Source organism: Pseudomonas sp. S49 (assembly GCF_009866785.1).
Classification (GTDB): domain Bacteria; phylum Pseudomonadota; class Gammaproteobacteria; order Pseudomonadales; family Pseudomonadaceae; genus Aquipseudomonas.
In genome coordinates, this window is the sequence record NZ_CP019432.1 from 5296460 (window position 1) to 5321149 (window position 24690).

At 58.3% G+C, this 24690-nt stretch carries 27 protein-coding genes; 13 read left to right on the forward strand and 14 right to left on the reverse strand.

Going from position 1 to position 24690, the window contains the following annotated elements:
* Positions 1-56: 56 nt before the first annotated feature.
* The 5 genes from PspS49_RS23280 to colR all read right to left on the reverse strand — a co-directional run bounded on the left by PspS49_RS23280 (position 57) and on the right by colR (position 3783).
* Positions 57-284: a hypothetical protein gene (locus PspS49_RS23280; protein WP_127929581.1), complete on the reverse strand. Its 228-nt coding sequence runs from the start codon at positions 282-284 to the stop codon at positions 57-59.
* A 2-nt stretch (positions 285-286) separates the two neighbouring features.
* Positions 287-1003 carry a lipopolysaccharide kinase InaA family protein gene (locus PspS49_RS23285; RefSeq protein WP_127929582.1) on the reverse strand — a complete coding sequence of 239 codons (717 nt, stop codon included), beginning with the start codon at positions 1001-1003 and terminating at the stop codon, positions 287-289.
* 4 nt (positions 1004-1007) lie between these two features.
* A complete protein-coding gene (locus PspS49_RS23290) occupies positions 1008-1676 on the reverse strand; it encodes a class I SAM-dependent methyltransferase (protein WP_127929583.1) in 669 nt (222 codons plus the stop codon).
* A 161-nt stretch (positions 1677-1837) separates the two neighbouring features.
* The gene (locus PspS49_RS23295; protein ID WP_127929584.1) at positions 1838-3112 is read right to left on the reverse strand and encodes a HAMP domain-containing sensor histidine kinase; all 1275 of its coding nucleotides are present in this window, start codon (positions 3110-3112) and stop codon (positions 1838-1840) included.
* Positions 3112-3783: a two-component system response regulator ColR gene (colR, locus tag PspS49_RS23300; protein WP_095123294.1), complete on the reverse strand. Its 672-nt coding sequence runs from the start codon at positions 3781-3783 to the stop codon at positions 3112-3114. Before colR ends, PspS49_RS23295 begins: the two co-directional genes overlap by 1 nt.
* 221 nt (positions 3784-4004) lie before the next feature.
* Here colR and PspS49_RS23305 point away from each other — a divergent pair, with 221 nt between their 5' ends.
* Complete coding sequence (locus tag PspS49_RS23305; RefSeq protein WP_160041639.1) at positions 4005-4748, forward strand: phosphatase PAP2 family protein; 744 nt, start codon at positions 4005-4007, stop codon at positions 4746-4748.
* A 189-nt stretch (positions 4749-4937) separates the two neighbouring features.
* Here the strand turns inward: PspS49_RS23305 and groL are convergent, their stop codons facing one another.
* From groL to PspS49_RS23325, 4 genes are all read right to left on the reverse strand, one after another.
* The gene (groL, locus tag PspS49_RS23310) at positions 4938-6584 is read right to left on the reverse strand and encodes a chaperonin GroEL (protein WP_127929586.1); all 1647 of its coding nucleotides are present in this window, start codon (positions 6582-6584) and stop codon (positions 4938-4940) included.
* Positions 6585-6634: 50 nt separating this feature from the next.
* On the reverse strand, positions 6635-6928 hold the full coding sequence (locus tag PspS49_RS23315) for a co-chaperone GroES (protein ID WP_007916610.1): 294 nt from the start codon (positions 6926-6928) through the stop codon (positions 6635-6637).
* Positions 6929-7176: 248 nt separating this feature from the next.
* Positions 7177-7653, reverse strand: a complete 477-nt coding sequence (locus tag PspS49_RS23320) for an FxsA family protein (protein WP_016986669.1) — start codon at positions 7651-7653, stop codon at positions 7177-7179.
* 65 nt (positions 7654-7718) lie between these two features.
* On the reverse strand, positions 7719-8450 hold the full coding sequence (locus PspS49_RS23325; RefSeq protein WP_150750402.1) for a DUF2470 domain-containing protein: 732 nt from the start codon (positions 8448-8450) through the stop codon (positions 7719-7721).
* Positions 8451-8614: 164 nt separating this feature from the next.
* Between PspS49_RS23325 and PspS49_RS23330 the strand changes: the two genes are divergently transcribed.
* Positions 8615-9373 carry an SDR family oxidoreductase gene (locus tag PspS49_RS23330; RefSeq protein WP_160041641.1) on the forward strand — a complete coding sequence of 253 codons (759 nt, stop codon included), beginning with the start codon at positions 8615-8617 and terminating at the stop codon, positions 9371-9373.
* Between the two features lie 127 nt (positions 9374-9500).
* Here PspS49_RS23330 and apbC read toward each other — a convergent pair whose 3' ends face one another.
* Positions 9501-10595, reverse strand: a complete 1095-nt coding sequence (apbC, locus tag PspS49_RS23335) for an iron-sulfur cluster carrier protein ApbC (RefSeq protein ID WP_160041643.1) — start codon at positions 10593-10595, stop codon at positions 9501-9503.
* Between the two features lie 155 nt (positions 10596-10750).
* On the opposite strand from apbC, the gene metG reads away from it, so the two are divergent.
* The 8 genes from metG (at position 10751) to PspS49_RS23375 (ending at position 17764) form a co-directional block, all read left to right on the forward strand.
* Positions 10751-12802, forward strand: a complete 2052-nt coding sequence (metG, locus tag PspS49_RS23340) for a methionine--tRNA ligase (RefSeq protein WP_160041645.1) — start codon at positions 10751-10753, stop codon at positions 12800-12802.
* Between the two features lie 115 nt (positions 12803-12917).
* Positions 12918-13487 (forward strand): Rnf-Nqr domain containing protein, encoded by a 570-nt coding sequence (locus tag PspS49_RS23345; RefSeq protein ID WP_160041647.1) that lies wholly within the window; start codon positions 12918-12920, stop codon positions 13485-13487.
* Entirely contained in the window at positions 13484-14692 is a 1209-nt protein-coding gene (gene rsxB / locus PspS49_RS23350) for an electron transport complex subunit RsxB (RefSeq protein ID WP_160041649.1), read from the forward strand. The genes PspS49_RS23345 and rsxB overlap by 4 nt, the downstream gene beginning before the upstream one ends.
* On the forward strand, positions 14679-15662 hold the full coding sequence (locus PspS49_RS23355) for an RnfABCDGE type electron transport complex subunit D (protein WP_127929593.1): 984 nt from the start codon (positions 14679-14681) through the stop codon (positions 15660-15662). Before rsxB ends, PspS49_RS23355 begins: the two co-directional genes overlap by 14 nt.
* A complete protein-coding gene (locus tag PspS49_RS23360) occupies positions 15659-16264 on the forward strand; it encodes an RnfABCDGE type electron transport complex subunit G (RefSeq protein WP_160041650.1) in 606 nt (201 codons plus the stop codon). The genes PspS49_RS23355 and PspS49_RS23360 overlap by 4 nt, the downstream gene beginning before the upstream one ends.
* Positions 16261-16842: an Rnf-Nqr domain containing protein gene (locus tag PspS49_RS23365; RefSeq protein ID WP_150774269.1), complete on the forward strand. Its 582-nt coding sequence runs from the start codon at positions 16261-16263 to the stop codon at positions 16840-16842. Before PspS49_RS23360 ends, PspS49_RS23365 begins: the two co-directional genes overlap by 4 nt.
* Positions 16839-17477, forward strand: a complete 639-nt coding sequence (nth, locus tag PspS49_RS23370; RefSeq protein ID WP_034153506.1) for an endonuclease III — start codon at positions 16839-16841, stop codon at positions 17475-17477. The genes PspS49_RS23365 and nth overlap by 4 nt, the downstream gene beginning before the upstream one ends.
* Before the next feature lie 107 nt (positions 17478-17584).
* Positions 17585-17764 carry a hypothetical protein gene (locus PspS49_RS23375; RefSeq protein WP_127929596.1) on the forward strand — a complete coding sequence of 60 codons (180 nt, stop codon included), beginning with the start codon at positions 17585-17587 and terminating at the stop codon, positions 17762-17764.
* 90 nt (positions 17765-17854) lie between these two features.
* Here PspS49_RS23375 and PspS49_RS23380 read toward each other — a convergent pair whose 3' ends face one another.
* Positions 17855-18481 carry a response regulator transcription factor gene (locus PspS49_RS23380; RefSeq protein ID WP_007916656.1) on the reverse strand — a complete coding sequence of 209 codons (627 nt, stop codon included), beginning with the start codon at positions 18479-18481 and terminating at the stop codon, positions 17855-17857.
* A 515-nt stretch (positions 18482-18996) separates the two neighbouring features.
* Here PspS49_RS23380 and PspS49_RS23385 point away from each other — a divergent pair.
* Positions 18997-19713: a hypothetical protein gene (locus PspS49_RS23385; RefSeq protein ID WP_127929597.1), complete on the forward strand. Its 717-nt coding sequence runs from the start codon at positions 18997-18999 to the stop codon at positions 19711-19713.
* Positions 19714-19846: 133 nt separating this feature from the next.
* Here PspS49_RS23385 and PspS49_RS23390 read toward each other — a convergent pair whose 3' ends face one another.
* Positions 19847-21064 carry an argininosuccinate synthase gene (locus tag PspS49_RS23390; protein WP_007916658.1) on the reverse strand — a complete coding sequence of 406 codons (1218 nt, stop codon included), beginning with the start codon at positions 21062-21064 and terminating at the stop codon, positions 19847-19849.
* A gap of 129 nt (positions 21065-21193) precedes the next feature.
* Positions 21194-22105 (reverse strand): OmpA family protein, encoded by a 912-nt coding sequence (locus PspS49_RS23395; protein WP_127929598.1) that lies wholly within the window; start codon positions 22103-22105, stop codon positions 21194-21196.
* 160 nt (positions 22106-22265) lie between these two features.
* Here PspS49_RS23395 and pyrC point away from each other — a divergent pair, with 160 nt between their 5' ends.
* Together pyrC and rnt are read left to right on the forward strand one after the other, a co-directional pair.
* Complete coding sequence (gene pyrC, locus PspS49_RS23400; protein ID WP_093430577.1) at positions 22266-23312, forward strand: dihydroorotase; 1047 nt, start codon at positions 22266-22268, stop codon at positions 23310-23312.
* The gene (gene rnt, locus PspS49_RS23405; protein ID WP_007916667.1) at positions 23309-23986 is read left to right on the forward strand and encodes a ribonuclease T; all 678 of its coding nucleotides are present in this window, start codon (positions 23309-23311) and stop codon (positions 23984-23986) included. The genes pyrC and rnt overlap by 4 nt, the downstream gene beginning before the upstream one ends.
* Before the next feature lie 78 nt (positions 23987-24064).
* Here rnt and PspS49_RS23410 read toward each other — a convergent pair whose 3' ends face one another.
* Positions 24065-24667 carry a peroxiredoxin gene (locus PspS49_RS23410; RefSeq protein ID WP_003227723.1) on the reverse strand — a complete coding sequence of 201 codons (603 nt, stop codon included), beginning with the start codon at positions 24665-24667 and terminating at the stop codon, positions 24065-24067.
* Between the last annotated feature and the right edge of the window lie 23 nt (positions 24668-24690).

Here is a 24690-nt window from a genome sequence, read left to right on the forward strand (position 1 = left end):
CCTGGCATAAAAAAAGGCCTCGCAACTGCGAGGCCTTTATATGGGCTTCAATCGTTTCAACTCTGCGGCCTCATCCCTTGAGAAAGTCCGAACATGAACAGCAACAGATCATGATCGGGTTTGGTCGCCACGGAGGCTTTTGCCACCCGTGGGACTGCGCAGTGGGCGTCGTCCACGGACGCGCCTATCACCTGCATGCGAGGCTGCTCCCAGGCAGCCACCGCCAATGAAGCAACTGCCAAGGCTCCAACCAAAAACAAACCTCGTGCAATTTCTAGTTTCATCGCTATAAACCTTTGATAGCGCTGCCAAACGCCGTCTCATAAAAATAGACGAGTTTCTTCCAGTCCGCGTCGCGGAACGACGAATGGCGACGCAATTGCTTCATGTCATGGGAGGCGGCGCGATAGGCGGTCAGACGCTGGCGGCATTTCTCCAGATCAATCAAGGCAACCTCGACCTTGGCCGACTCGCCTTCGCCTGTCACCCGCACAAATACGTGCTTGATGTAGATGCAGCTGTGCTGCCACCGGCCTTTGTGCATGCGCGCGAGATTTTCGGCGAGGTCTTTGAGCACCCGCTCATAAACCACGTCGCCACACTGATCACGACCACCGGCAGCCGCCAGCCAGTGTTCCAGTTCCTGAAAACCGTCCAGGGACTTGGTTACCAGCAGCGCACGCCATTTGTGTTGCGGATCAGGCTGGGCGCCGCAGAAAACGATTTCCGGCACGCGAACCCCGAGTTTGCTGACGCCGGTCAGCGCATCCAGCTCGCGCAAAACCGTAGGACGGCCAAACGGGTGCAACCAACTGCGGTAGATATGACCCGTCTGACGCTTGGCGTACAGCAGTTGTCCGTCGCGTCCAACGATACGTTGCACACCGCTTTCGCCACCCCTGCGCACGTTGGGCTCTTCTACCCATTCGCCGCGCTGATTCCAGTAGTAGTCGAAGCGGTCTTGCGGAGCGACTTCCGTTCCCGCTGCAAATTGCACTGCCATCCTGTTACCTCTTGCGTAATACGTAAACTCGCCACATGGCATAGAGCGGAATAAAGTCCAGTTGTTCCTGAATTCGAAAACCTGCCTCCTCGAACTCCTTTTCGACCGTAGCAGCCGGTAACACATAGCGATTCTGATACTCGCGTTTGTCACGGTTGCGCTCGGCACGCTGGCGTTTCCAGGCCTTGAAATTGCCGTCGACCCACAGCGAAACAATCACACTGTCACGGGTGACGCGCTCGAATTCGCGCAGAATCGCCCGGCGATGCTCGGCTTCACCGATGTGGTGGAGCAGACGCATGCAAAAAATGCTGTCGACGGCGTTGTCAGGCAAGGCAATGTCGAATGCTGAGGTGTGCAAGGGTTGTACCCGTTTCACCACATCAGCCGGTTGCGCCTGCATGGCCGTCTTGATCATCGACTCGGAATTGTCCGCACCGATGATCACCCGGTTGGCCTTTTCCCCCAAAAGTGGCCAGAAACGCCCTGCACCGCAGGGCAGATCCAGCACCAGTCCCGGCTCACCGACCAACGCCAGCGCCTTGCGGGCCAGTTGTTCGTCACGCCAGTGGGAGAGTCGTCGTCCAAGGCTTTCTTTGTGTTTGCGCAGGTATTTTTGCGCGTGTTGATCGTCGTACTTCTCGGAAAAATCGAGTTTGATCGGGCCGGCCATCACCAGGACTCCTGAATTGCTGATGTCACCACCTTAGGGAGCGGCGTGTCAGCGTCAGGTCATCCATTTGTGAAAAAAATGTCAGGTAAACAGACAAATTATTACAGCGTTATACAGGATTTAGACAGGTGAGAGGGAGTAGCATCGAGCCACTCAGTGCGTCAGATTTTGCCCAGATCGACTTCGAAGCGGCAGCCATTGGGCTCCATCGTGCTGAGGCTGACGGTCCAGCTCTGGTTCTCGCAGATCCGCTGCACCAGCGACAACCCCAACCCCAGGCCCTCGCCGCGCTTTTCGCTGCCACGCACGAAAGGCTCGAACATGGCTTCGCGTTTTTCTTCCGGAATGCCGACGCCGGAGTCTTCGACCGCGAAGCCGTTGGCAGTGAGTGTCAGGCGAATGAAGCCGCTTTCGGTGTAATGCAGCGCGTTGCGCAACAGGTTGCCCATCACGGCATTCAACAGGGTCGCGTTGTAGCGAACGTCTGATGGATTGCCCGGTTCGAAGATCAGCTTCAGGCCCTTGCTCTCGATCGGCCCGCGCCACAGACAGAGCAGGCTTTCGGCGACTTGCGAGAGGTTTTGCTGAAGTGCCATGCCGGCATCTTCATGCTGGGCGCGCGCCAGCATCAGGAAGGTTTGCACCAACTCGCGCATTTCTTCACTGGCGCGGGCAATACGCTCGACCTGTGAACGACCACGCTGGTCGATGCCGGGGTTTTCCAGCAGCAGTTCGCAGGAGCTGGCCAACACCATCAGCGGCGTGCGCAACTCATGGCTGACGTCGCTGGTGAACAAACGCTCACGTGTCAGCGCCTGACGCAACCGCCCCAACGTGGCGTCGAATGCCACCGCCAGTTCACCGACTTCGTCAGCCGCATAATCCGGCGCCAGCGGTGGTGCCAGCCCGAGCAATTGATCACGGTGGCGAACCTGACGCGCCAAGCGCACTACCGGCGCCATCACTTTGCGCGCGAGCACCCAACCGAGGAACACCGCCAGAGCCAGACTGAGCACAAAGCCCACCAGCACCACGGCAAACAGCACGCGCTCGCGCTCTTCAAAATCGCTCTGATCCTGCAGCAAAACATAACGCCGTCCGTCGACGATCTCGACCATCGCGTGATACGACAACTGCTCGCGGAATACCTCATGGAAGCCGGAGTCGAGATGGCGCAGATCCTTGGGCAGCTCGAAATCGCCCGGTCCGCCGCTGAAATAGAACAACTGATCCGGCTCCGGACGGTGGCTCCAGTCCGAGACATTGTCCATCAACAGCAGACGCTGCAAATCGCCGCCCAGTCCGGCCGAAATCAGCTTTTCCTCGACAAGGTGCACGGTCGCGACAATGCCCATGGCGAAGGCTCCGGCGACCAGTGCACTCATCAAAGCAAAGGCAATAATGATCCGCTGGGAAAGACTTTGCCTGAACTCCATTACACATCGGCCAGGCGATAACCCACGCCGTGCACGGTGTGCAGCAGTGGCTTGGTGAACGGTTTATCGATCACTTGACGCAATTGGTGAACGTGGCTGCGCAGGCTGTCGCTGTCCGGGCAATCATCGCCCCACAGCGCTTCTTCGAGTATTTCCCGACGCAGGACGTGCGGGCTCTTCTGCATCAACACTGCCAGCAATTTGAGGCCGACCGGGTTGAGCTTGAGCAATTTACCGTCGCGGGTCACTTCCAGAGTGTCGAGGTCGTAGCTCAGATCGGCGACTTGCAACGCACGGCGGCCACCGCCCTGGGCGCGGCGCATTACCGCTTCGACCCGCGCGGCAAGTTCGGACAAGGCAAATGGCTTGATCAGGTAATCGTCCGCGCCGGACTTGAAGCCTTGCAAACGGTCGTCGAGTTGATCGCGAGCCGTAAGCATGATCACTGGTGTGTCGCGGCGGGCATCTTCACGCAGGCGTTTGCACAGTGTGTAGCCGTCGATCCCGGGCAGCATGATGTCGAGCACGATCAGGTCGTAATGCTCGGTGGCTGCCAGATGCAGGCCCGACAGACCATCCTGGGCGCAATCGACGGTATAGCCTTTGAGACCCAGATAATCGGCCAGATTGGCCAGGATGTCGCGGTTGTCTTCGACCAACAGAATTCGCATGGGCACCTCCTCCGTACGGGGTAACGGCCGTCTTGGCCCGCGCAGCTTACGGCCAAGTGTGGCTCACGGCTAGGCGTGCGTTGGGTTGTTGCGCGAGAAAAACGTTCATTGTTCCTGCCAACGTTTTTTTCACTTTCGATTAACAAATCAGCGACGCGAGCACGCGCAGACTCCGCGCGGTTGCGCTCCTCAGAACATACTTACCGACCAAGGAATTGCCCATGGCGTCGACTTCTGCCCGTCCCGTTTCCAGGCCACTGAATTTCTGGTTGTGTCTGGGAATACCCACCGTCGCGGCGATCATTCTGGTGCTGCTCGAATTGACCGATCTGGACATGGATCTGGCCCGCCTGTTCTACGACCCGGTTGCCGGCGACTTTATCGGGCGGCACAGTTTTTTTCTTGAAGACATCCTTCACGATCGCGCCAAGCAGGTAGTGATCGCGTTCTCGGTGTTTGCCATCCTGGGCTTCATCGGCGCGTTTTTCCTCGCCAGACTAAAACCGTTCAAGCGTGAGCTGGGCTGTCTGGTGCTGTCGCTGGGCCTGGCGACCTCGTTTGTCACTCCGGTCAAAGCCGTGACTGCGGTGCAATGCCCGTGGAGCCTTGAGCAATTCGGTGGCCATGAAACCTATAGCAAGTTGATGGAGCATCGGCCGCAGACCGACAAGCCAGGCCGTTGCTGGCCGGGTGGTCACGCGGCGACGGGGTTCACTTTGTTTGCGTTGTTCTTTGTCCTGCGGGATCGTCGTCCGCGTCTGGCGCGTCGGGCGTTCATTTTTGCCTTCGCGCTGGGGTCGGTGTTTTCGATCAGCCGGATGATGCAGGGTGCGCACTTCTTTTCGCACAACGTGTGGACGGCGATTTTCTGCTGGCTGATTTGTCTGGGGTCGTATTACTGGGTGCTGTATCGCCCGGCGGTGAAGGCCGAGGCCGTGGTCAAGGCACATCCCGTCAGCGTCTGAAACACGGTCCAATGTAGGAGTGAGCCTGCTCGCGATAGCGGTCTGTCAGTCGCAATCATGTTGAATGACATACCGCTATCGCGAGCAGGCTCACTCCTACAAGGGTTATGTGTGAAGCTGAAATACGGGCAATAAAAAACCCCGCTGACTTTCGCCAGCGGGGTTTTGCGTTACAGGGACAAGGCTGGCTTACATCATGCCGCCCATGCCACCCATGCCGCCCATGTCTGGCATACCGCCGCCAGCAGCGCCGTCTTTCTTCGGCGCGTCAGCTACAGCTGCTTCGGTGGTCAGGATCAGACCGCCGATCGACGAGGCTGCTTGCAGAGCGGAACGGGTAACCTTGGTTGGGTCCAGGATGCCCATTTCGATCATGTCGCCGTATTCGCCAGTCGCAGCGTTGTAACCGAAGTTACCTTTGCCGTTCTTGACTTCGTTGACCACAACGCTTGGCTCGTCGCCGCTGTTGGCAGCGATCTGACGCAGCGGCGCTTCAACAGCGCGACGCAGAACGGCGATACCGACGTCCTGATCAGCGTTGTCGCCTTTCAGGTCAACCAGGGTTTGCAGAGCGCGGATCAGCGCCACGCCACCGCCAGGCACCACGCCTTCTTCAACGGCTGCACGGGTTGCGTGCAGGGCGTCTTCAACGCGGGCTTTCTTCTCTTTCATTTCAACTTCGGAACCGGCGCCAACCTTGATCACTGCAACGCCGCCGGACAGCTTGGCCAGACGCTCTTGCAGTTTTTCACGGTCGTAGTCCGAGGAAGTTTCGGCAACCTGAGCACGGATCTGAGCGATACGCGATTCGATGTCGCCAGCAACGCCAGCACCGTCAACGATGATGGTGTTTTCCTTGGAGATGGTCACGCGCTTGGCGCTGCCCAGGTTTTCCAGGGTAGCGGCTTCCAGGCTCAGGCCGATCTCTTCGGAGATAACGGTACCGCCGGTCAGAACAGCGATGTCCTGCAGCATGGCCTTGCGACGGTCGCCGAAGCCAGGAGCCTTCACGGCTGCAACTTTAACGATGCCACGCATGTTGTTCACAACCAGAGTCGCCAGGGCTTCGCCTTCAACGTCTTCGGAAACGATCAGCAGTGGACGGCCGGCTTTGGCAACGGCTTCCAGCACTGGCAGCATTTCGCGGATGTTCGAGATCTTTTTGTCGACCAGCAGAACCAGTGGGTTGTCCAGTTCGGCAACCATGGTTTCCGGCTTGTTGACGAAGTACGGGGACAGGTAGCCACGGTCGAACTGCATGCCTTCAACAACCGACAGTTCGTTTTCCAGGCCAGTGCCTTCTTCAACGGTGATCACGCCTTCTTTACCGACTTTTTCCATGGCTTCGGCAATGATGTCGCCGATGGAGTTGTCGGAGTTGGCCGAGATGGTGCCTACCTGAGCGATTGCCTTGGTGTCAGCGCATGGCTTGGACAGGTTCTTCAGCTCTTTGACGATAGCGATGGTCGCTTTGTCGATACCGCGCTTCAGGTCCATCGGGTTCATGCCGGCAGCGACGGCTTTCAGGCCTTCGTTGACGATCGACTGAGCCAGAACGGTAGCGGTGGTAGTACCGTCACCAGCGTCATCGTTGGCACGGGAGGCAACGTCTTTGACCAGCTGCGCGCCCATGTTTTCGAAACGGTCTTCGAGTTCGATTTCTTTGGCGACGGAAACGCCGTCCTTGGTGATGGTCGGAGCGCCGAAGCTCTTCTCGATGATCACGTTACGGCCTTTCGGGCCCAGGGTCGCTTTTACTGCGTCAGCCAGGACGTTGACGCCCTTGAGCATTTTTTTACGGGCGGAATCGCCAAACAGAACTTCTTTAGCAGCCATGATCGATATTCCTTAAATACTTTGTAGTAGCGGGAAAATGAACGGGGGTATCAGCCTTCGATAACAGCGAGGATTTCGTTCTCGCTCATTACCAACAGGTCTTCGCCGTCGACTTTCACAGTGTTGCTGCCGGAGTAAGGACCGAACACAACCTTGTCGCCTTCCTTCACGGACAGTGCGCGCACTTCGCCGTTTTCCAGAGCTTTGCCCGGGCCTACAGCGAGAATCACACCGTGGTTGGCTTTTTCAGCAGCCGAACCTGGCAGGACGATACCGCCAGCGGTTTTCTTTTCTTCTTCGCTGCGACGGATTACGACGCGGTCATGCAGAGGACGAAGCTTCATTGTCGATCTCTCCTAATTGTGGTTTTCATCGGCCGGTGTAGTCCCGGCGGGTTTGACAAATCCGGCCTGCGCCGGTTGCGGCTCGTCGAGCGAGTCGCGGAAGTCTGTCCGGTTCAAATACCGGAAACCTTGCGGTGACCGATACATAAGGGCGCATAAGCTTATTACAAGGGCGGGGGCAGAAAATTTTTCACTTCAGCACCCTGAAAATGAACACGGCACCCGAGGGTGCCGTGCAGACAGTGCAGTTACTTGGTGTCGCGGTGCTCGAACTCGCCTTCGATCACATCGCCCTCGCGGCCCAGAGGCTGACGCGGTGCAGGACCGCCACGGGGTTGCAGGTCATCGGCGAATGCTCGCTGGCGCATGGCCTGTTCTTCGGCGCGCTGGCGCATTTTGTTCGCCAGCAGTCGACGGCTGAACGGCAGCAGCATGACCAGACCGACCACGTCACTGATGAAGCCTGGCAGGATCAACAGGCCACCGGCCAGAGCCAGCATCAGCCCTTCGAGCATGGTTTGCGCAGGCAGTTCGCCGCGGTTCAGGCTTTCACGGGCACGCAGGGCCGTGGCCAGACCGGCGACGCGCAGCACGAACACGCCGAACATCGAGCCGAGAATGATCAGCAGCAGGGCCGGGAAAAACCCGATAGAGCCTGCCACTTTGACGAATACGAACAGCTCCAGCACTGGAAACAGCAGAAAGAGCAACAGAAAAGGGCGCATCAAAGTTTCCTCAACGCAAGAAATGCCTTGCAGTAAGCCTTAGATGACGTCGCCCTTTCGTGAATTCAAGCATCGGCCACTGCATTTTTTGGCCAGACCTGTGCGTGAGCCAATGAAACCAAGGCTTCGCGCACTTGTGTCGGCGTATGACAAGGGGCTTGAAACGGCAACCAGTACAGCGCCTGACCAATGCGCAGGTGCATGCCCTCAGTGTCGATGCCGGCCAGTTGCGCCGGTACGCTTTTCGGCAGACCGGCGAGATCGACATAGTGCGCGATGGCTTTGGCGTGGTCGCTGTTCATGTGCTCGACCATGCTGATTTCGGCCTTGCCGGCGAACGGATTGGCCAGGGTCAGTTGATCGACCCAGTGAATCGCACCGAAACCGCCGATGTAGCGATGACGCACCGGGTTCAGCACCCAAAAATCGAAATCGTGGGCTTTGTGGTAGTTCTGCGAATCCGGGAAATAACGGTAGTAACGCTCCGCGGCCGCTTCAATGGCAGCCGCGTCTTCGAGCTTTTGCGCTTCGGCCAGGTAGGTCAGGCGACCAACGGCTTGCACGTCATCGGCCTCGCGCTCGCCGACGAGCATTGAGCACTTCGGGTCTTTTTGCAGGTTGTGGGTGTGCTGGGCGATGCGACTGATCAGGATCAGCGGCCGGCCCTGCTCATCCAGGCAGTAAGGCACCACGGAGCCAAAGGGAAAACCGGGCATCGATTTGGAGTGGGTCGACAGCACTCCGCGGTATTCCTTGAGAAGCAATTCTCGGGCATTCTTGGCCACTTCAACGCTCAATTTATGACTCCTTAAATAGTATCCGTCGAAAAAACGGACGGGCGCCCGGGATTAAGTCCCCGTCACGCCAGCGGGCAATTCTCATGTGCAACCCTGCCACGGCCGGTGCAGATCGGGAGTCGCTGAAAACAAAAACTACTCAGACCTGCTATCGGGGCATGCGAATGCAACTCAACGACAAAGTAATCATTATCACTGGCGGTTGCCAGGGTTTGGGCCGTTCGATGGCCGAGTATTTCGCCGGCAAAGGCGCGAAGCTGGCGTTGGTCGACCTCAATCAGGAAAAACTCGACGACACGGTCGCGGCCTGCAAGGCCAAGGGCGTCGAGGCGCGCAGCTATCTGTGCAACGTGGCCAATGAAGAACAGGTCGAGCACATGGTCGCTCAGGTCGCCGCCGATTTCGGTGCGATCCACGGCCTGATCAACAACGCCGGGATCCTGCGCGATGGCCTGCTGCTCAAGGTCAAGGACGGCGAAATGACCAAGATGAGCCTGGCACAGTGGCAGGCCGTGATCGACGTAAACCTGACCGGCGTGTTCCTCTGCACCCGTGAGGTGGCGGCGAAAATGGTCGCGCTGAAGACCAGCGGCGCAATCATCAACATCTCGTCGATCTCGCGTGCGGGCAACGTTGGCCAGACCAACTATTCGGCGGCCAAGGCCGGTGTTGCTGCAGCGACGGTGACCTGGGCCAAAGAGCTGGCGCGTTACGGCATTCGCGTGGCGGGGATTGCACCGGGCTTCATCGAAACCGAGATGACCCTGGGCATGAAACCGGAAGCGCTGGAGAAAATGACTTCGGGGATTCCGCTCAAGCGCATGGGCAAGCCGGAAGAAATCGCCCATTCGGCGGCGTATATCTTCGAGAACGACTATTACACCGGGCGGATTCTGGAGATGGATGGCGGGTTGCGGATCTAACTGCAAACACAAAAACCAATGTGGGAGCGAGCCTGCTCGCGAATGCAGTGGATCAGCCAACCAATGAGTTGAATGACACTCCGCATTCGCGAGCAGGCTCGCTCCCACATTTTCATCCAGCGGTTACTTAATCGTCGCTGATGGTGATGTTCGGCATCGCCGGTGTCGCCGCTTCCTGCAATACAATGCGCGCGCCGACGTGGCGGGCAAGTTCCTGATAGACCATGGCAATCTGGCTGTCCGGTTCGGCGATGACCGTTGGCTTGCCGCCATCGGCCTGCTCGCGGATCAACATCGACAGCGGCAGTGAAGCCAGCAGTTCGACGCCGTACTGGGTCGCCAGCTTCTCACCACCGCCCTCACCGAACAAATGCTCGGCATGCCCGCAGTTCGAGCAGATGTGCACCGCCATGTTTTCCACCACGCCCAACACCGGAATGTTGACCTTGCGGAACATTTCCACGCCCTTGCGCGCGTCGAGCAGGGCCAGATCCTGCGGGGTGGTGACGATGACAGCGCCGGCCACCGGGACTTTCTGTGCGAGGGTCAACTGAATGTCGCCAGTGCCCGGCGGCATGTCGATGACCAGATAATCGAGGTCGCTCCACGCGGTTTGCGTAACCAGTTGCAGCAGCGCGCCGGAGACCATCGGCCCACGCCAGACCATCGGCGTGTTGTCGTCGGTCAGGAACGCCATCGACATGACTTCAACGCCATGGGCCTTGAGCGGCACGAACCACTTCTGATCCTTGACCTCCGGGCGGGTGCGCTCGGGGATGCCGAACATGATGCCTTGGCTCGGGCCGTAGATATCGGCGTCGAGAATCCCGACCTTGGCGCCTTCACGGGCCAGGGCCAGCGCGAGGTTGGCGGCGGTGGTCGATTTACCCACACCGCCCTTGCCCGAAGCCACGGCAACCACGTTCTTGACGTTGGCCAGCCCCGGAATCTGCGCCTGCGCCTTGTGCGCGGCGATCACGGTGTTGATCTCGACTTTCGCCGCGGTCACGCCATCAAGGTTTTCAATGGCCAGTTGCAGCATTTGCGCCCAGCCGCTCTTGAACAGACCGGCGGCGTAACCGATTTCCAGCTGCACGTTGACGCGGTCACCGACGATCTCGATGTGCTTCACGCAACCGGCGCTGACCGGGTCCTGGTTCAGGTAAGGGTCGGTGTATTGGCTGAGGACGGCTTCCACCGCTGCGCGAGTGACGGCGCTCATGGGCAACTCCGATAACAAGACTGGGAAAAGATGGCGGGTATCCTACCCCTTCTATCCTCCGGACGGCACGCCCGGCAACGATTTGCAGGGGTGAAATATCTTGCCCAGCGCTTTATAGTGGCCGACCTCCGTTTCATCAAGTAGCGAAGCCCCACATGTCCGAACCACGCAAGATCCTCGTCACCAGCGCCCTGCCCTACGCCAACGGTTCGATTCACCTTGGCCATATGCTGGAATATATCCAGACCGATATGTGGGTGCGCTTCCAGAAGCATCGCGGCAATCAATGCATTTACGTCTGCGCCGACGACGCCCACGGTTCGGCGATCATGCTGCGCGCGGAAAAGGAAGGCATCACCCCGGAACAACTGATCGCCAACGTGCAGGCTGAACACAGCGCCGACTTTGCCGAGTTCCTGGTCGATTTCGACAACTTCCACTCCACTCACGCCGAAGAAAACCGTGAGCTGTCGAGCCAGATCTACATCAAGCTGCGTGACGCCGGGCACATCGCCCAGCGCTCGATCACCCAGTATTTCGACCCGGAAAAGAAAATGTTCCTGGCCGACCGCTTCATCAAGGGCACCTGCCCGAAGTGCGGCACTGAAGACCAGTACGGCGACAACTGCGAAAAATGCGGTGCGACCTACGCCCCGACTGACCTCAAGGATCCAAAGTCGGCAATCTCCGGAGCCACCCCGGTGCTCAAGGATTCCCAGCATTTCTTCTTCAAGCTGCCGGACTTCCAGCAGATGCTGCAGACCTGGACCCGCAGCGGCACCCTGCAAGACGCCGTCGCCAACAAGATCGCCGAATGGCTGGACGCCGGCCTGCAGCAGTGGGACATCTCCCGCGATGCGCCGTACTTCGGTTTCGAGATCCCGGGCGAGCCAGGCAAATACTTCTACGTGTGGCTGGATGCGCCGATCGGCTACATGGCCAGCTTCAAGAACCTCTGCAACCGCACGCCGGAGCTGGACTTCGATGCGTTCTGGGCCAAGGATTCCACCGCCGAGCTGTACCACTTCATCGGCAAGGACATCGTCAACTTCCACGCGCTGTTCTGGCCAGCGATGCTCGAAGGCGCGGGCTACCGCAAGCCGACCGGCATCAACGTGCACGGCTACCTGACCGTCAACGGCCAGAAGATGTCCAAGTCGCGCGGCACTTTCATCAAGGCCCGCACCTACCTCGATCACCTGTCGCCGGAATACCTGCGCTACTACTACGCGGCCAAACTGGGCCGAGGCGTCGATGACCTCGACCTGAACCTCGAAGACTTCGTGCAGAAGGTCAACTCCGACCTGGTCGGCAAAGTCGTCAACATCGCTAGCCGTTGCGCCGGTTTCATTCAGAAAGGTAACGCTGGCCTGCTGGTCGGCACCAATGCCGCGCCAGAGCTGACCGAGGCTTTCCTCGCTGCTGCGCCAAGCATTGCCGACGCCTACGAGGCCCGCGACTTCGCCCGTGCCATGCGTGAAACCATGGCTCTGGCCGACCGCGCCAACGCCTGGATCGCCGACAAGGCGCCGTGGTCGTTGAACAAACAGGAAGGCAAGCAGGATGAAGTCCAGGCGATCTGCGCCACCGCCATCAACCTGTTCCGTCAACTGGTGATTTTCCTCAAACCGGTGCTGCCGCTGCTGGCCGCCGATGCCGAGGCGTTCCTCAATGTCGCTCCGCTGACCTGGAACGACCACACCACCCTGCTGGCCAACCATCAGCTCAACGAATTCAAGCCGTTGATGACCCGCATCGACCCGGTAAAAGTGCAAGCCATGAGCGACGCCTCGAAAGAAGACCTGACCGCCAGCCAGACCGACACCGGTGCCGCCGCCCCTGCGGGCAATGGCGAATTGGCCAAGGACCCGCTGTCGCCGGAAATCGACTTCGACGCCTTTGCCGCCATCGACCTGCGCGTCGCGCTGATCGTCAAAGCCGAACATGTGGAAGGTGCCGACAAACTGCTGCGTCTGACACTGGATATCGGTGACGAGCAACGCAACGTGTTCTCCGGGATCAAGAGCGCTTATCCGGATCCGTCCAAGCTCGACGGTCGCCTGACCATGATGATCGCCAACCTCAAGCCTCGGAAGATGAAGTTCGGTATCTCCGAAGGCATGGTGATGGCGGCCGGCCCTGGCGGTGAAGAGATTTACCTGCTGAGCCCGGACAGCGGCGCCAAGCCGGGTCAACGCATCAAGTAAGCGACAGCAACAAAATCGATCCCACCGACGTGCCCCGCATGCCGGTGGGATTTTTCATATCTGGGCGGATACTGCCTAACCTTATGAGATACCTGCCCGTTTCGCCGACAGAACCATGACCGAACTCGTGCTTACGCTTGTCAGTGCTGCGCTGCTCAACAACTTCGTGTTGCACTGGCCGCTGGGCGTCGATCCGCTCTTGGCAGGCAATCGTCGGCAGGTGCACGCGCTGGGGTCAGCGACGCTTTGCATGATGCTGGTCGTCGGTGTGGTCGGTTACGTGATCTGGCATGGGTTGCTGGTGCCGTTGCACCTTGAAGCACTGCGCTTGTTCGTGTTTCTGCCGTTGAGCGTTTTGCTGATCGCGCCACTGCTGAAACTGTTGGCGCGCGGCTTGCCGAATCTGCCCTTCGACGGTTTGTGGCCGTTGTTGCTGGGTAATGCCGGTGTACTCGGACTGGCGCTGATCAACGCACAAAACGATCAGGGCCTGCTGCATGCCACTGCGCTGAGTCTCGGCGCCGGGCTGGGCTTCTGGCTGGTGCTGAGCCTGTTCTGTGATTTGCGCGAGCGCACGGCCGACAACGATATTCCGCTGCCCTTTCGCGGCTTGCCGATCGATCTGATCGGTGCCGGACTGATTGCAGTGATTTTTCTCGGATTCAGTGGACTGATCAAAACATGAGTCTGATTCAACGCATCGATGCCCTCCTGCCGCAGACCCAATGCGGAAAGTGCGGCCATCCCGGATGCAAGCCGTATGCACAAGGCATCGCCGAGGGCGAGCCGATCAACAAGTGCCCGCCGGGCGGTGACGAAACCATCGCCGCACTGGCTGAACTGCTGAAAGTGCCGGTGCTGGAACTGGACATCAGTCGCGGTTCGGCGCCGCCGCAAGTGGCATACATCCGCGAAGCCGAGTGCATTGGCTGCACCAAGTGCATCCAGGCCTGCCCGATCGACGCGATTGTCGGCGCGGCGAAACTGATGCACACCGTGATCATCGATGAATGCACCGGTTGTGACCTGTGTGTCGCGCCGTGCCCGGTGGATTGCATTGAAATGCGCCCGCTGCCACTCGGCACGTTGCCAGTGGTCGGCGGCCTGGCCTTGAGTCTCGACGAGCAACGCGCCCGCGCTGCCAAACGTGATCATGCACGTCAACGTTTCGAACGACGCAATCAGCGTCTGCAACGCGAAGAACAGCACAAACAGGCTGAGCGAGAAGCGCGGGCGAAACGGTCGGCGCAACCTGAAGTGGTCGCAACCGATCCGGTGCAGGCGGCGCTGGAGCGGGTGCGTGCGCAGAAAGCGGCGACTGTGGATGCAGCACTGAAGAAAGCCAAGATCGATGTCGCGATGAGCCGTGCGCAATTGCACAAATCGTTGAAAGCTTTCGGCCATCCGCCGACATTCGAACAGCAGACGCAACTGATCGTGTTGCAGCAGCAGTTCGAAGTGGCAGAACTGGCCTTGGCGAAACTTGAAAGCAGTGCAACGCCAGCGCCCCTAGTGCCCGCCCCCGCCAAAGACGCCGAGCTGAAACGGGCGAAGATCCAGTTGGCCATGCGCCGCGCCGAACTGAAAAAAGCCCAAACCGCCGAAGCGCCGCCCGAACAGATCGCCGCGCTGGAACAAGCGTTGCGCGACGCCGAGCAGGCCCTGCACGCTGCCGAAGCCACCAGCGATCAGCCATTGCCTGACTTGGTGCGGAGCGAAAAGCGCCCGATCGACAGCCAGCTTCGCCAGTTGAAAACCGAATTGGCCTACGCCCGCGCGGACCTCAATAAACTCGAACGGCGCGCCGATACCCCCACTGAAATGCTCGACAAGGCCCGCGCCCGCCTGCAATACGCCGAGCGCCAGGTGCAAGACCATGTCGCCCCTTGAAACGCCGGACAGTCGCCTGCAACAGGCGATGAAGCTGGTATTGCTGGCGACGTTGCCGGGGCTGCTGGCGTTGTTCTGGTTTTACGGTTGGGGCGTGTTGATCAATCTGCTGCTGGCGATCGTCACTGCGCTGGTGGTCGAGGCTGCCGTCCTCCGCTTGCGTCGACAACCCATGCGGCCGACGCTGAGCGACGGCAGTGCGCTGGTCAGCGCAACGTTGCTGGCTGCCGCCCTGCCGCCCTACTGCCCCTGGTGGCTGACGGTGACGGCCATTGCTTCGGGCTTGCTGTTCGGCAAGCACGTGTACGGTGGCGTCGGAAAAAACCCGTTCAACCCGGCAATGCTCGGCTTCGCGCTGGCCATGGTGATGTTCCCGCAGCCGATGACCCATTGGCCGGCCCACGGCGTGGATCTGACCGCCGCTTTTCAACAGGTGTTCGGCGCAGGTGTGGCACCGGACGCCTGGGCACAGGCCACCGTGCTGGACAGCCTGCGCATCAACAAAAGCCTGACCATGGACGAATTGTTCGCCAGCAACCCGGCCTTCGGCCGCTTTGGCGGACACGGCGTGGAATGGGTGAATCTGGCGTTTCTTGCCGGCGGGCTGTTTTTGCTGCAACGCCAGGTCTTTGCCTGGCACGCTCCGGTGGGCATGCTTGCCAGCCTGTTTGTCGTCAGCCTGCTGTGCTGGAATGGTTCAGGGTCGAACTCGCATGGATCGCCGCTGTTTCATCTGCTTAGCGGCGCAACCATGCTGGGTGCGTTCTTCATCATCACTGAACCGGTCTCCGGCGCGAAAAACGCGCTCGCCCGTCTGCTGTTCGGTGTCGGCGTCGGGCTGCTGACTTATTTGATTCGCACCTGGGGCGGTTACCCGGACGGCGTGGCGTTTGCGGTGCTGCTGATGAACCTTTGCGTGCCAGCGCTGGAGCGATTCGCCGCTGGCCGCCAGTCACAGGTGAATCCATGAACCGCACGGGCAGCGCGCTAATTGTGTTGATGTTGGTAGTCATTGGCATCGGTGCGACCTACGTCTTACAGCGCATTAACGCACCGCAGATTGCCGCCGAACAGCGCTTGATCGAAAGCCGCAAACTGCTCGACCTGCTCCCGCTCGCGGCCTACGACAATCAACCGCTGGAACAGCCGTTGGCCTTGGCAGACATAACCCTGAACCACAGCACTTTGACCGGTGGTTATCGCGCGACCCGAGGCGGCCAGACCGCAGCGATCCTTCTGCGCAGCCAAACCCGGGGTTATGCGGGCGCCATCGAACTGTTGATCGCCATCGATGCCAACGGCAAATTGTTGGGCGTGAAAACTCTCCAACAGGCCGAAACGCCTGCACTCGGCGGGCACCTGGGAGACTGGCCGAACGCCTGGCTGCAGACGTTTATCGGCAAATCGAGCAATGAACCGAGCGATGCGGGCTGGGCGTTGAAAAAGGATCAAGGCCAATTCGATCAGATAGCCGGTGCGACCATCACCTCTCGCGCCGCGATCAGCACGATCCACGATGCCCTGCGTTACTTCGATGCTCATCGGGCGGCACTGCTGGGGAGCGGAACATGAACCGCTTAGCAACCCTCTCGACCGCATTGATGCTGACCCTGCTGCTTGGCACCAGTGACTCATTGGCAGGCGCACTGGGGACATTGTTGATGTTCGCCACAGTTGTGGGTCTGTATGGCCTGTGCATGCCGGCTTTGCGGTCGAGGCTCAGTGGTACAAGCGCATTACTGGCCAGCCTGTTGCTCGCCGCGACCTTCACCAGTTGTGCAGATCTTTTGGCGCAGCGCTGGTTTCTGCCCTGGCAGCAAGCATTCGGCCTGTATACCAGCCTGATCGCCTTGCAATGCGTGGTGCTGGAACACCATGGTTTCTGGCATCAATCATTGGCCGAACGCGTCAAACTCTGCGCGACGTTCGGTGGACTCATGCTGGTACTTGCAGGGCTGCGTGAACTCATCGGTCACGGAAGTCTCGGCCGGGGGCTGTCCGAATCCTGGCCAGGTCTTGTTCTGTTTAACGAAGGGCTGCACCTGATCACCTTGATCCCCGGTGCTTTTATTTTGTTGGCGCTGCTGCTGGCGGCGCGCCAGGCGTTGATTCGCCCGAACTCAATTTCCAAGGAAACACATCGTCCATGAATGCTGCAAAACGTCTGGAGATTTTCCGTCGCCTGCACGAAGACAATCCGGAGCCAAAGACCGAACTGGCCTACTCCTCGCCGTTCGAGCTGTTGATCGCCGTGATTCTTTCGGCGCAGTCGACTGACGTAGGCGTCAACAAGGCCACGGCGAAGCTGTTCCCGGTTGCCAATACGCCGGCAGCGATCCACGCGTTAGGTATCGAAGGTCTATCCGAATACATCAAGACGATCGGTCTCTACAACAGCAAGGCCAAGAACGTTATCGAAACCTGCCGCTTGCTGGTCGAGCGCCATGGCAGCGAGGTTCCGCAAACCCGTGAAGAACTCGAAGCCTTGCCGGGGGTGGGCCGCAAGACCGCCAACGTCGTACTCAACACGGCTTTCCGGCAACTGACCATGGCCGTCGACACCCACATCTTTCGTGTCAGCAACCGCACCGGCATTGCACCGGGCAAAAATGTGGTCGAGGTGGAAAAGAAGCTGATGAAGTTTGTGCCCAAGGAATTCCTGCTCGACTCTCATCACTGGCTGATTCTTCACGGCCGTTATGTGTGTCTGGCCCGCAAGCCGCGTTGTGGCAGTTGCCGGATCGAGGACTTGTGCGAGTACAAAGACAAAACCTCGGACGATTGACCGGCTATTGGAATAATTGATAAGTCGATTGAAAAAATCTTTTTTACCCACCGCAGGAATATCGATATAAGGGGCGCCAAAGGCAGTCTTAGCCGGGAGTTAACCTTATGAGTACCGATAAAGAGCAATTGGACGTAGAGGACGACTTTACTCCCGTTGAAACCGATGACGCAGAACCAGTGGTCGAGGTCGCCAAGACCAACCTGAGCAAGCGCCGAACCATCGATAACCTGCTCGAGGAGCGCCGACTGCAAAGGCAATTGGCCGATTACGATTTTGATCTCTGATACTTGAAAGCCTCCTGAACCGGAGGCTTTTTACTTTCTGCAGCTAGCTGGATTCGATCGGCCCATGACCCTGTCAGCTACTACAGGCATTCAGACCAGACCATTGCGCTGCGCCAACTCGATCAGATCAACCAGGGAACGTGCATTGAGCTTCAACAACAAGCGGGTCTTGTAGGTGCTTACGGTTTTGTTGCTCAAAAACATGCCATCGGCGATTTCCTTATTGGTCTTTCCCCGAGCCAACTGCTGCAACACCATCATTTCCCGACCGGACAGACGATCTACCATGTCGGCCTCACTGGCATTACCCAAACTGGTTCGCACCGTATGCAAAGCCTGATTGGGGAAATAACTGTAGCCCGACAATACCGCCTTGATCGCACTGAGCAATTCGGTCAGGTCCTGCTGTTTACAGACATAGCCGGCCGCCCCCGACTGCATGCAGCGCATTGAAAAATGCCCGGGAGCCTGTGAAGTCAATACCAGGACTTTAATAGGCATGGCCGTCGAAGTCAGTCGCGCAATAACTTCCAGACCATCAAGTTTCGGTATCCCAATATCCAGAATAACAATATCCGGCATTTGTTCTCGAGCCAGTTGTAACGCATCCACACCGTTATCAGTCTCTGCGATGACTTCGTAGCCATGACGTTCCATTAGCATACGCACCGCAAGACGAATGACAGGGTGATCATCCACGATCAGCACTTTATTCATGGGCAAGTCCAGTTTCGCTGTTCGAATTTTTAGAACACGCACAATAGCCCAGCCACTTGCTCTATGGCATGCCAGGATAATCATGCACTTGCATCGAAAGACATGCCCTACAGTCATTGCGGATTAATCCTACAAAAAATCGCTATCCATCTAAAAATCCGACGTCATCGCCTCCTTCGCACTCGGCAATATTGGCCTATTTACATTGTTACAGGTTACTTCCAGCAGGACTGAAATCGTGCCTCGCCACTGCGATCGATAACACCTGAGCCGCGCTGAACAGGCTCGAATCGGCGGACGCTAGCGACACTGATTCAACTTAGAAACATCAGGAAATATCAGCTCGAGAACAACACACCCTCTCAGCCAGAATATAAACACCTGAAACAAGATATTTATACCTGACCCATTGTTTTTGCTATAAAAATAAACATCTCGGAAAACAACTACCAAACAAAAACTCGACACCTACTAATACAGCAACTATGAGAAAGACCAGACAGAAGAGCCAAAGCATGTTGAAAATAAAAAGCAAAATCACCAACCCAATGACAGTCATTGCCATATTTGCCGCCATTTCGGAAACATCAGCCGCGATCTCGTTACCGTTTCTTGATAATAAGGACCGGGAAATATACGTGTGGTTTTTGATCAGCTTTCCGTTTTACTTGTTATTTCTTTTCTTTATTACACTAAACTTCAACTACCGTTCCCTCTACTCACCCTCCGACTTCGGCAAAGACAAAAACTTTCTAAAAGTAATCGATAACAATGATCGCGAAAACAAACGACACGCCTCGTCCCAGGAGCCTGCCATGCAAGGTGCATTTGGCGTATCAAGTTGTATCGTGCCGAGTGAGTCAAGCACTGTCGAACGGCAAGACGCGTGCAGAATCCACAACGCACCTGACCCACCGTCGGACATCAACACAAAGCCGAACCTGATTGTTCAGCACAACATTCAGTTACCTGCATGGGTCAGTAACCTGCACCTCATTGATGCGAGGGATGTCGATGAAGCGAGGGAGCTGGCGACGATTCTGGAAAAAATCCGAAACCTTGACAGGAAAACTGCCCGGGTAGTCGTCTTCCTTTCCAATCACGTATCGGATGTTTTACTGACGAAAAACGCAGTGCAGCAAAGCAAGCAGGTAAAAAAGGGCTCAGGCAAGACGCTCTTTATCGTCTATAACCTGTGTTCACAAGCAGTGACGCTGATGGTACGGACATGAACGATGAGTCTCGGCGACAAGCGCGAAGACCAGAAACATGGCTTGAACAGATCCAGACAAAGAATCATGCAAAAAGGGCGACCTTGTCTCGATGACAAGGCCGCCCTTTTCATTGCGCGTCAGTCTGTAACACTCAGAACAGCTTGCGGCCCTTGTTGGCAGCAATGCGCATGCGCAGCGCGTTGAGCTTGATGAAGCCCGCCGCGTCGGCCTGGTTGTAAGCCCCGCCGTCTTCTTCGAAGGTCGCGATGTTGGAATCGAACAGCGAATCGTCGGACTTGCGGCCAGTGACGATCACGTTGCCTTTGTACAACTTCAGGCGCACAACACCGTTCACGTTGACCTGCGAAGCGTCGATCATCTGCTGCAGCATCAGACGCTCAGGGCTCCACCAGTAACCGGTGTAGATCAGGCTGGCGTATTTCGGCATCAGCTCGTCTTTGAGGTGAGCGACTTCGCGGTCCAGGGTGATCGACTCGATGGCGCGGTGAGCGCGCAGCATGATGGTGCCGCCCGGGGTTTCGTAGCAACCACGGGACTTCATGCCGACATAACGGTTTTCGACGATGTCGAGACGGCCGATACCGTGAGCACCACCGATCTTGTTCAGCGTCGCCAGCACGGTGGCCGGAGTCATTTCGACGCCGTCCAGTGCAACGATGTCGCCATTGCGGTAGGTCAGTTCCAGGTATTGCGCTTTGTCAGGAGCGTTCTCCGGGGAGACGGTCCATTTCCACATGTCTTCTTCGTGCTCGGTCCAGGTGTCTTCCAGCACGCCGCCTTCATAGGAGATGTGCAGCAGGTTGGCGTCCATCGAGTACGGGGACTTCTTCTTGCCGTGACGCTCGATCGGGATCGCGTGCTTCTCGGCGTAGTCCATCAGCTTCTCGCGGGACAGCAGGTCCCACTCACGCCATGGTGCAATGACTTTTACGCCTGGCTTGAGTGCGTAGGCACCCAGTTCGAAACGCACCTGGTCGTTGCCCTTGCCGGTGGCGCCATGGGAAATGGCGTCAGCGCCGGTTTCGTTGGCGATTTCGATCAGACGTTTGGCGATCAGCGGACGTGCGATGGAAGTACCCAGCAGGTACTCACCTTCGTAAACGGTGTTGGCGCGGAACATCGGGAACACGAAATCACGCACGAACTCTTCGCGCAGATCGTCGATGTAGATTTCTTTGACGCCCATGGCCTGAGCCTTGGCGCGGGCCGGCTCGACCTCTTCGCCTTGACCGAGATCAGCGGTGAAGGTCACCACTTCACAGTTATAAGTATCCTGCAGCCACTTGAGGATCACCGAAGTGTCCAGGCCGCCGGAATACGCCAGAACGACCTTGTTTACGTCCGCCATGCCATCACTCCACGGGGTTCTACGGAAAGCCGAGGAGTCTACCGCTCAAACGCGATAATTTACAGAGGCGCGACAGCTTAAGACGACAAAGCGACAGATTCTGTCGAGAGCGCGACGATGACCGGCGGGTCAGGAAGTCGCTGCAGTGCTGGCTGGTGTGCTCGCTTGAGGCGCAGGTGCGGGGCTGACCGGCGCCACGCGCGCCAGTTTCACATTGACCCTACGGTTCTTCGCGCGATTGGCCGCATTGGTGTTCGGCACAATGGGATATTGCTCGCCGTGGAAACGCACGGTGATCTGCGATTCCTGAATACCATTGGCCTTGAAGAAGTCGACGACAGCCAGCGCGCGGCGGCGCGACAGTTCGCGGTTGGTCAGGCGATTGCCGCTGTTGTCGGAATGGCCGTCGAGTTCGATGTGATTGACCGTCGGATCGGCCTTCATGAATTCGAGCATTACTTGCAGCCTGGCCTTGGCGGCGGCGTCGAGGTCAACGCCCTCGCCGGGGAAGCCGATCTGCGACTGTTTGATCTGGTCAAAATTCTGCGGCAGCAATTTCGCTACACACGTCTGGTAATCGTTGAAGGCTTTGCTGAATTTGACCGGCAGCAAGCGAACTTCCGAGACGCGGCCGTCGCCCGAGGCACGGCGTACAACCGGGCTACGGCCGTCCAGCAGGCCACTGATCAGACCACCGGCCTGAGACTGCGAGCTGTTGAACAATACGTTGCCGCTGCCGAGCCTGACGCTGCCCAGGTTGATGTCGCCACGGCCCGGCTGCCAAGGCGCCGCCGCCGCGAGCAAGGTCGCTGAACCGCCGCCAAGCATGGCGTTGTAGGCATTCAGACGAAATATCGCCTGCTCACCGGCCTTGCGCACGAACTCACCCGAGCCGAAATCAGTGATCGGCTGGGTCAGACGACATTCGAACTTGTCGCCGGCGACCGTCCACTCAATGTTCTCCAGACGGGTCTGGTACGTGAGCGCCATCGCGGGAAGGCTGGCAAACACACTGAGCAAGGCTAAATAACGCTGGCGCACGGGAGGCTCCATTGGCTTCTGAAACACAAAGACCGATTCACACTATGTTTACGGCATACCTACGGGATATCGGAAGGTTCCGGCAAAACTTGATAGCGAGTGCCTGCAAGAGTCTTTTCCGGTAGCATTCGCCTCAGTTTGACCCGCCTGGAATCCCCTCATGTCCGACCGCCTGACCCTGCTGCGTCCCGACGACTGGCACATTCATCTTCGCGATGGTGCCGTGTTGACCAATACCGTTGCCGATGTTGCGCGCACCTTTGGCCGCGCCATCATCATGCCCAACCTGGTACCTCCGGTGCGCAACGCCGCTGAAGCCGACGGCTATCGCCAGCGGATTCTCGCTGCCCGCCCGGCCGGCAGTCGCTTCGAGCCGCTGATGGTGCTGTACCTCACCGACCGCACCCAGCCCGAAGAAATCCGTGAGGCCAAGGCCAGCGGTTTTGTGCACGCCGCCAAGCTGTACCCGGCTGGCGCGACCACCAACTCCGATTCCGGGGTAACCAGCATCGACAAGATTTTCCCGGCGCTGGAAGCCATGGCCGAAGTCGGCATGCCGCTGTTGATCCACGGTGAAGTTACCCGTGGCGACGTCGACGTGTTCGACCGCGAAAAGATCTTTATCGATGAGCACATGCGCCGCGTGGTCGAGCGTTTCCCGACGCTGAAAGTGGTGTTCGAACACATCACCACCGGCGACGCCGTGCAGTTCGTCAACGAGGCTTCGGCCAACGTTGGCGCGACCATCACCGCGCATCACCTGCTCTACAACCGCAACCACATGCTGGTCGGCGGGATTCGGCCGCACTTCTATTGCCTGCCGATCCTCAAGCGCAATACGCACCAGGAAGCCCTGCTCGACGCCGCCACCAGTGGCAGCGCGAAGTTCTTCCTCGGCACCGATTCGGCGCCGCACGCCCAGCATGCGAAGGAAGCCGCCTGCGGTTGCGCCGGTTGCTACACCGCGTACGCCGCCATCGAGATGTACGCCGAAGCCTTCGAACAGCGTAACGCGCTGGACAAGCTCGAAGCCTTCGCCAGCCTCAACGGCCCGCGTTTCTACGGCCTGCCGGCGAACACCGATCGCATCACCCTGGTTCGTGAAGAATGGACCGCCCCAACCAGCCTGCCGTTTGGCGAGCTGACCGTTATCCCGCTGCGCGCCGGTGAAAAACTGCGCTGGCGCCTGCTGGAGGAACACGCGTGAGTGAAGACCATTTCGACGACGAACTGGACGGTCAAAGTGGTGGTGGCGGTTCCCGTCACCCAATGGCAGCACGCTTTCGCGGCTACCTGCCGGTAGTCGTCGACGTAGAAACCGGTGGCTTCAACTCGGCCACCGATGCGTTGCTGGAGATTGCCGCGACCACCATCGCCATGGATGAAAAGGGTTTCGTTTACCCGGATCACACCTACTTCTTCCGCGTTGAGCCGTTCGAAGGCGCCAACATTGAAGCGGCAGCGCTGGAGTTCACCGGGATCAAGCTCGATCACCCGCTACGCATGGCCGTCAGCGAAGAAACCGCACTGACCGACATCTTCCGTGGCATTCGCAAAGCGTTGAAGGCCAATGGCTGCAAACGCGCGATTCTGGTTGGCCACAACAGCAGCTTCGATCTTGGCTTCCTCAACGCGGCCGTTGCGCGTCTGGACATGAAGCGCAACCCGTTCCACCCGTTCTCCAGCTTCGATACCGCGACACTGGCCGGTCTGGCATACGGTCAAACCGTACTGGCGAAAGCCTGCCAGGCCGCCGACATCGATTTCGACGGTCGTGAAGCGCACTCGGCGCGTTACGACACCGAGAAAACCGCTGAGCTGTTCTGTGGCATCGTCAACCGCTGGAAACAGATGGGCGGCTGGGAAGACTTCGACGACTGATTGTTGGTCGTCGGGTAAATCCCGCGCATGAAAAAACCGGCCACTGGGGCCGGTTTTTTTGTACCTCAACGTTGCGCCTTACAGGGCAGCAGCGTTCTCGGTCAGGTAGGCAGCAACGCCTTCTGGCGAAGCGTTCATGCCTTTGTCGCCTTTTTTCCAGTTGGCAGGGCAGACTTCGCCGTGCTCTTCGTGGAATTGCAGAGCGTCGACCAGACGGATCAGCTCTTCCATGTTACGACCCAGCGGCAGGTCGTTGATGATCTGCGAGCGGACAACGCCTTTGTCGTCGATCAGGAACGCGCCACGGAAAGCCACGCCGCCTTCGGATTCAACGTCGTAAGCCTTGGCGATGTCGTGCTTCATGTCGGCAGCCATGGTGTATTTCACCTGGCCGATACCGCCATTGTTCACTGGAGTGTTGCGCCATGCGTTGTGAGTGAAGTGCGAGTCGATCGACACAGCGATCACTTCAACGTTGCGTGCCTTGAAGTCAGCCATGCGGTTGTCCAGAGCGATCAGCTCGGACGGGCAGACGAAGGTGAAGTCCAGTGGGTAGAAGAACACCAGGCCGTATTTGCCTTTGATGGCCGAGGACAGGGTGAAGCTGTCAACGATCTCGCCATTGCCGAGTACGGCCGGGACGGTGAAGTCAGGGGCTTGTTTGCCTACGAGTACGCTCATTGATATCTCCTGGTGTAAAAACT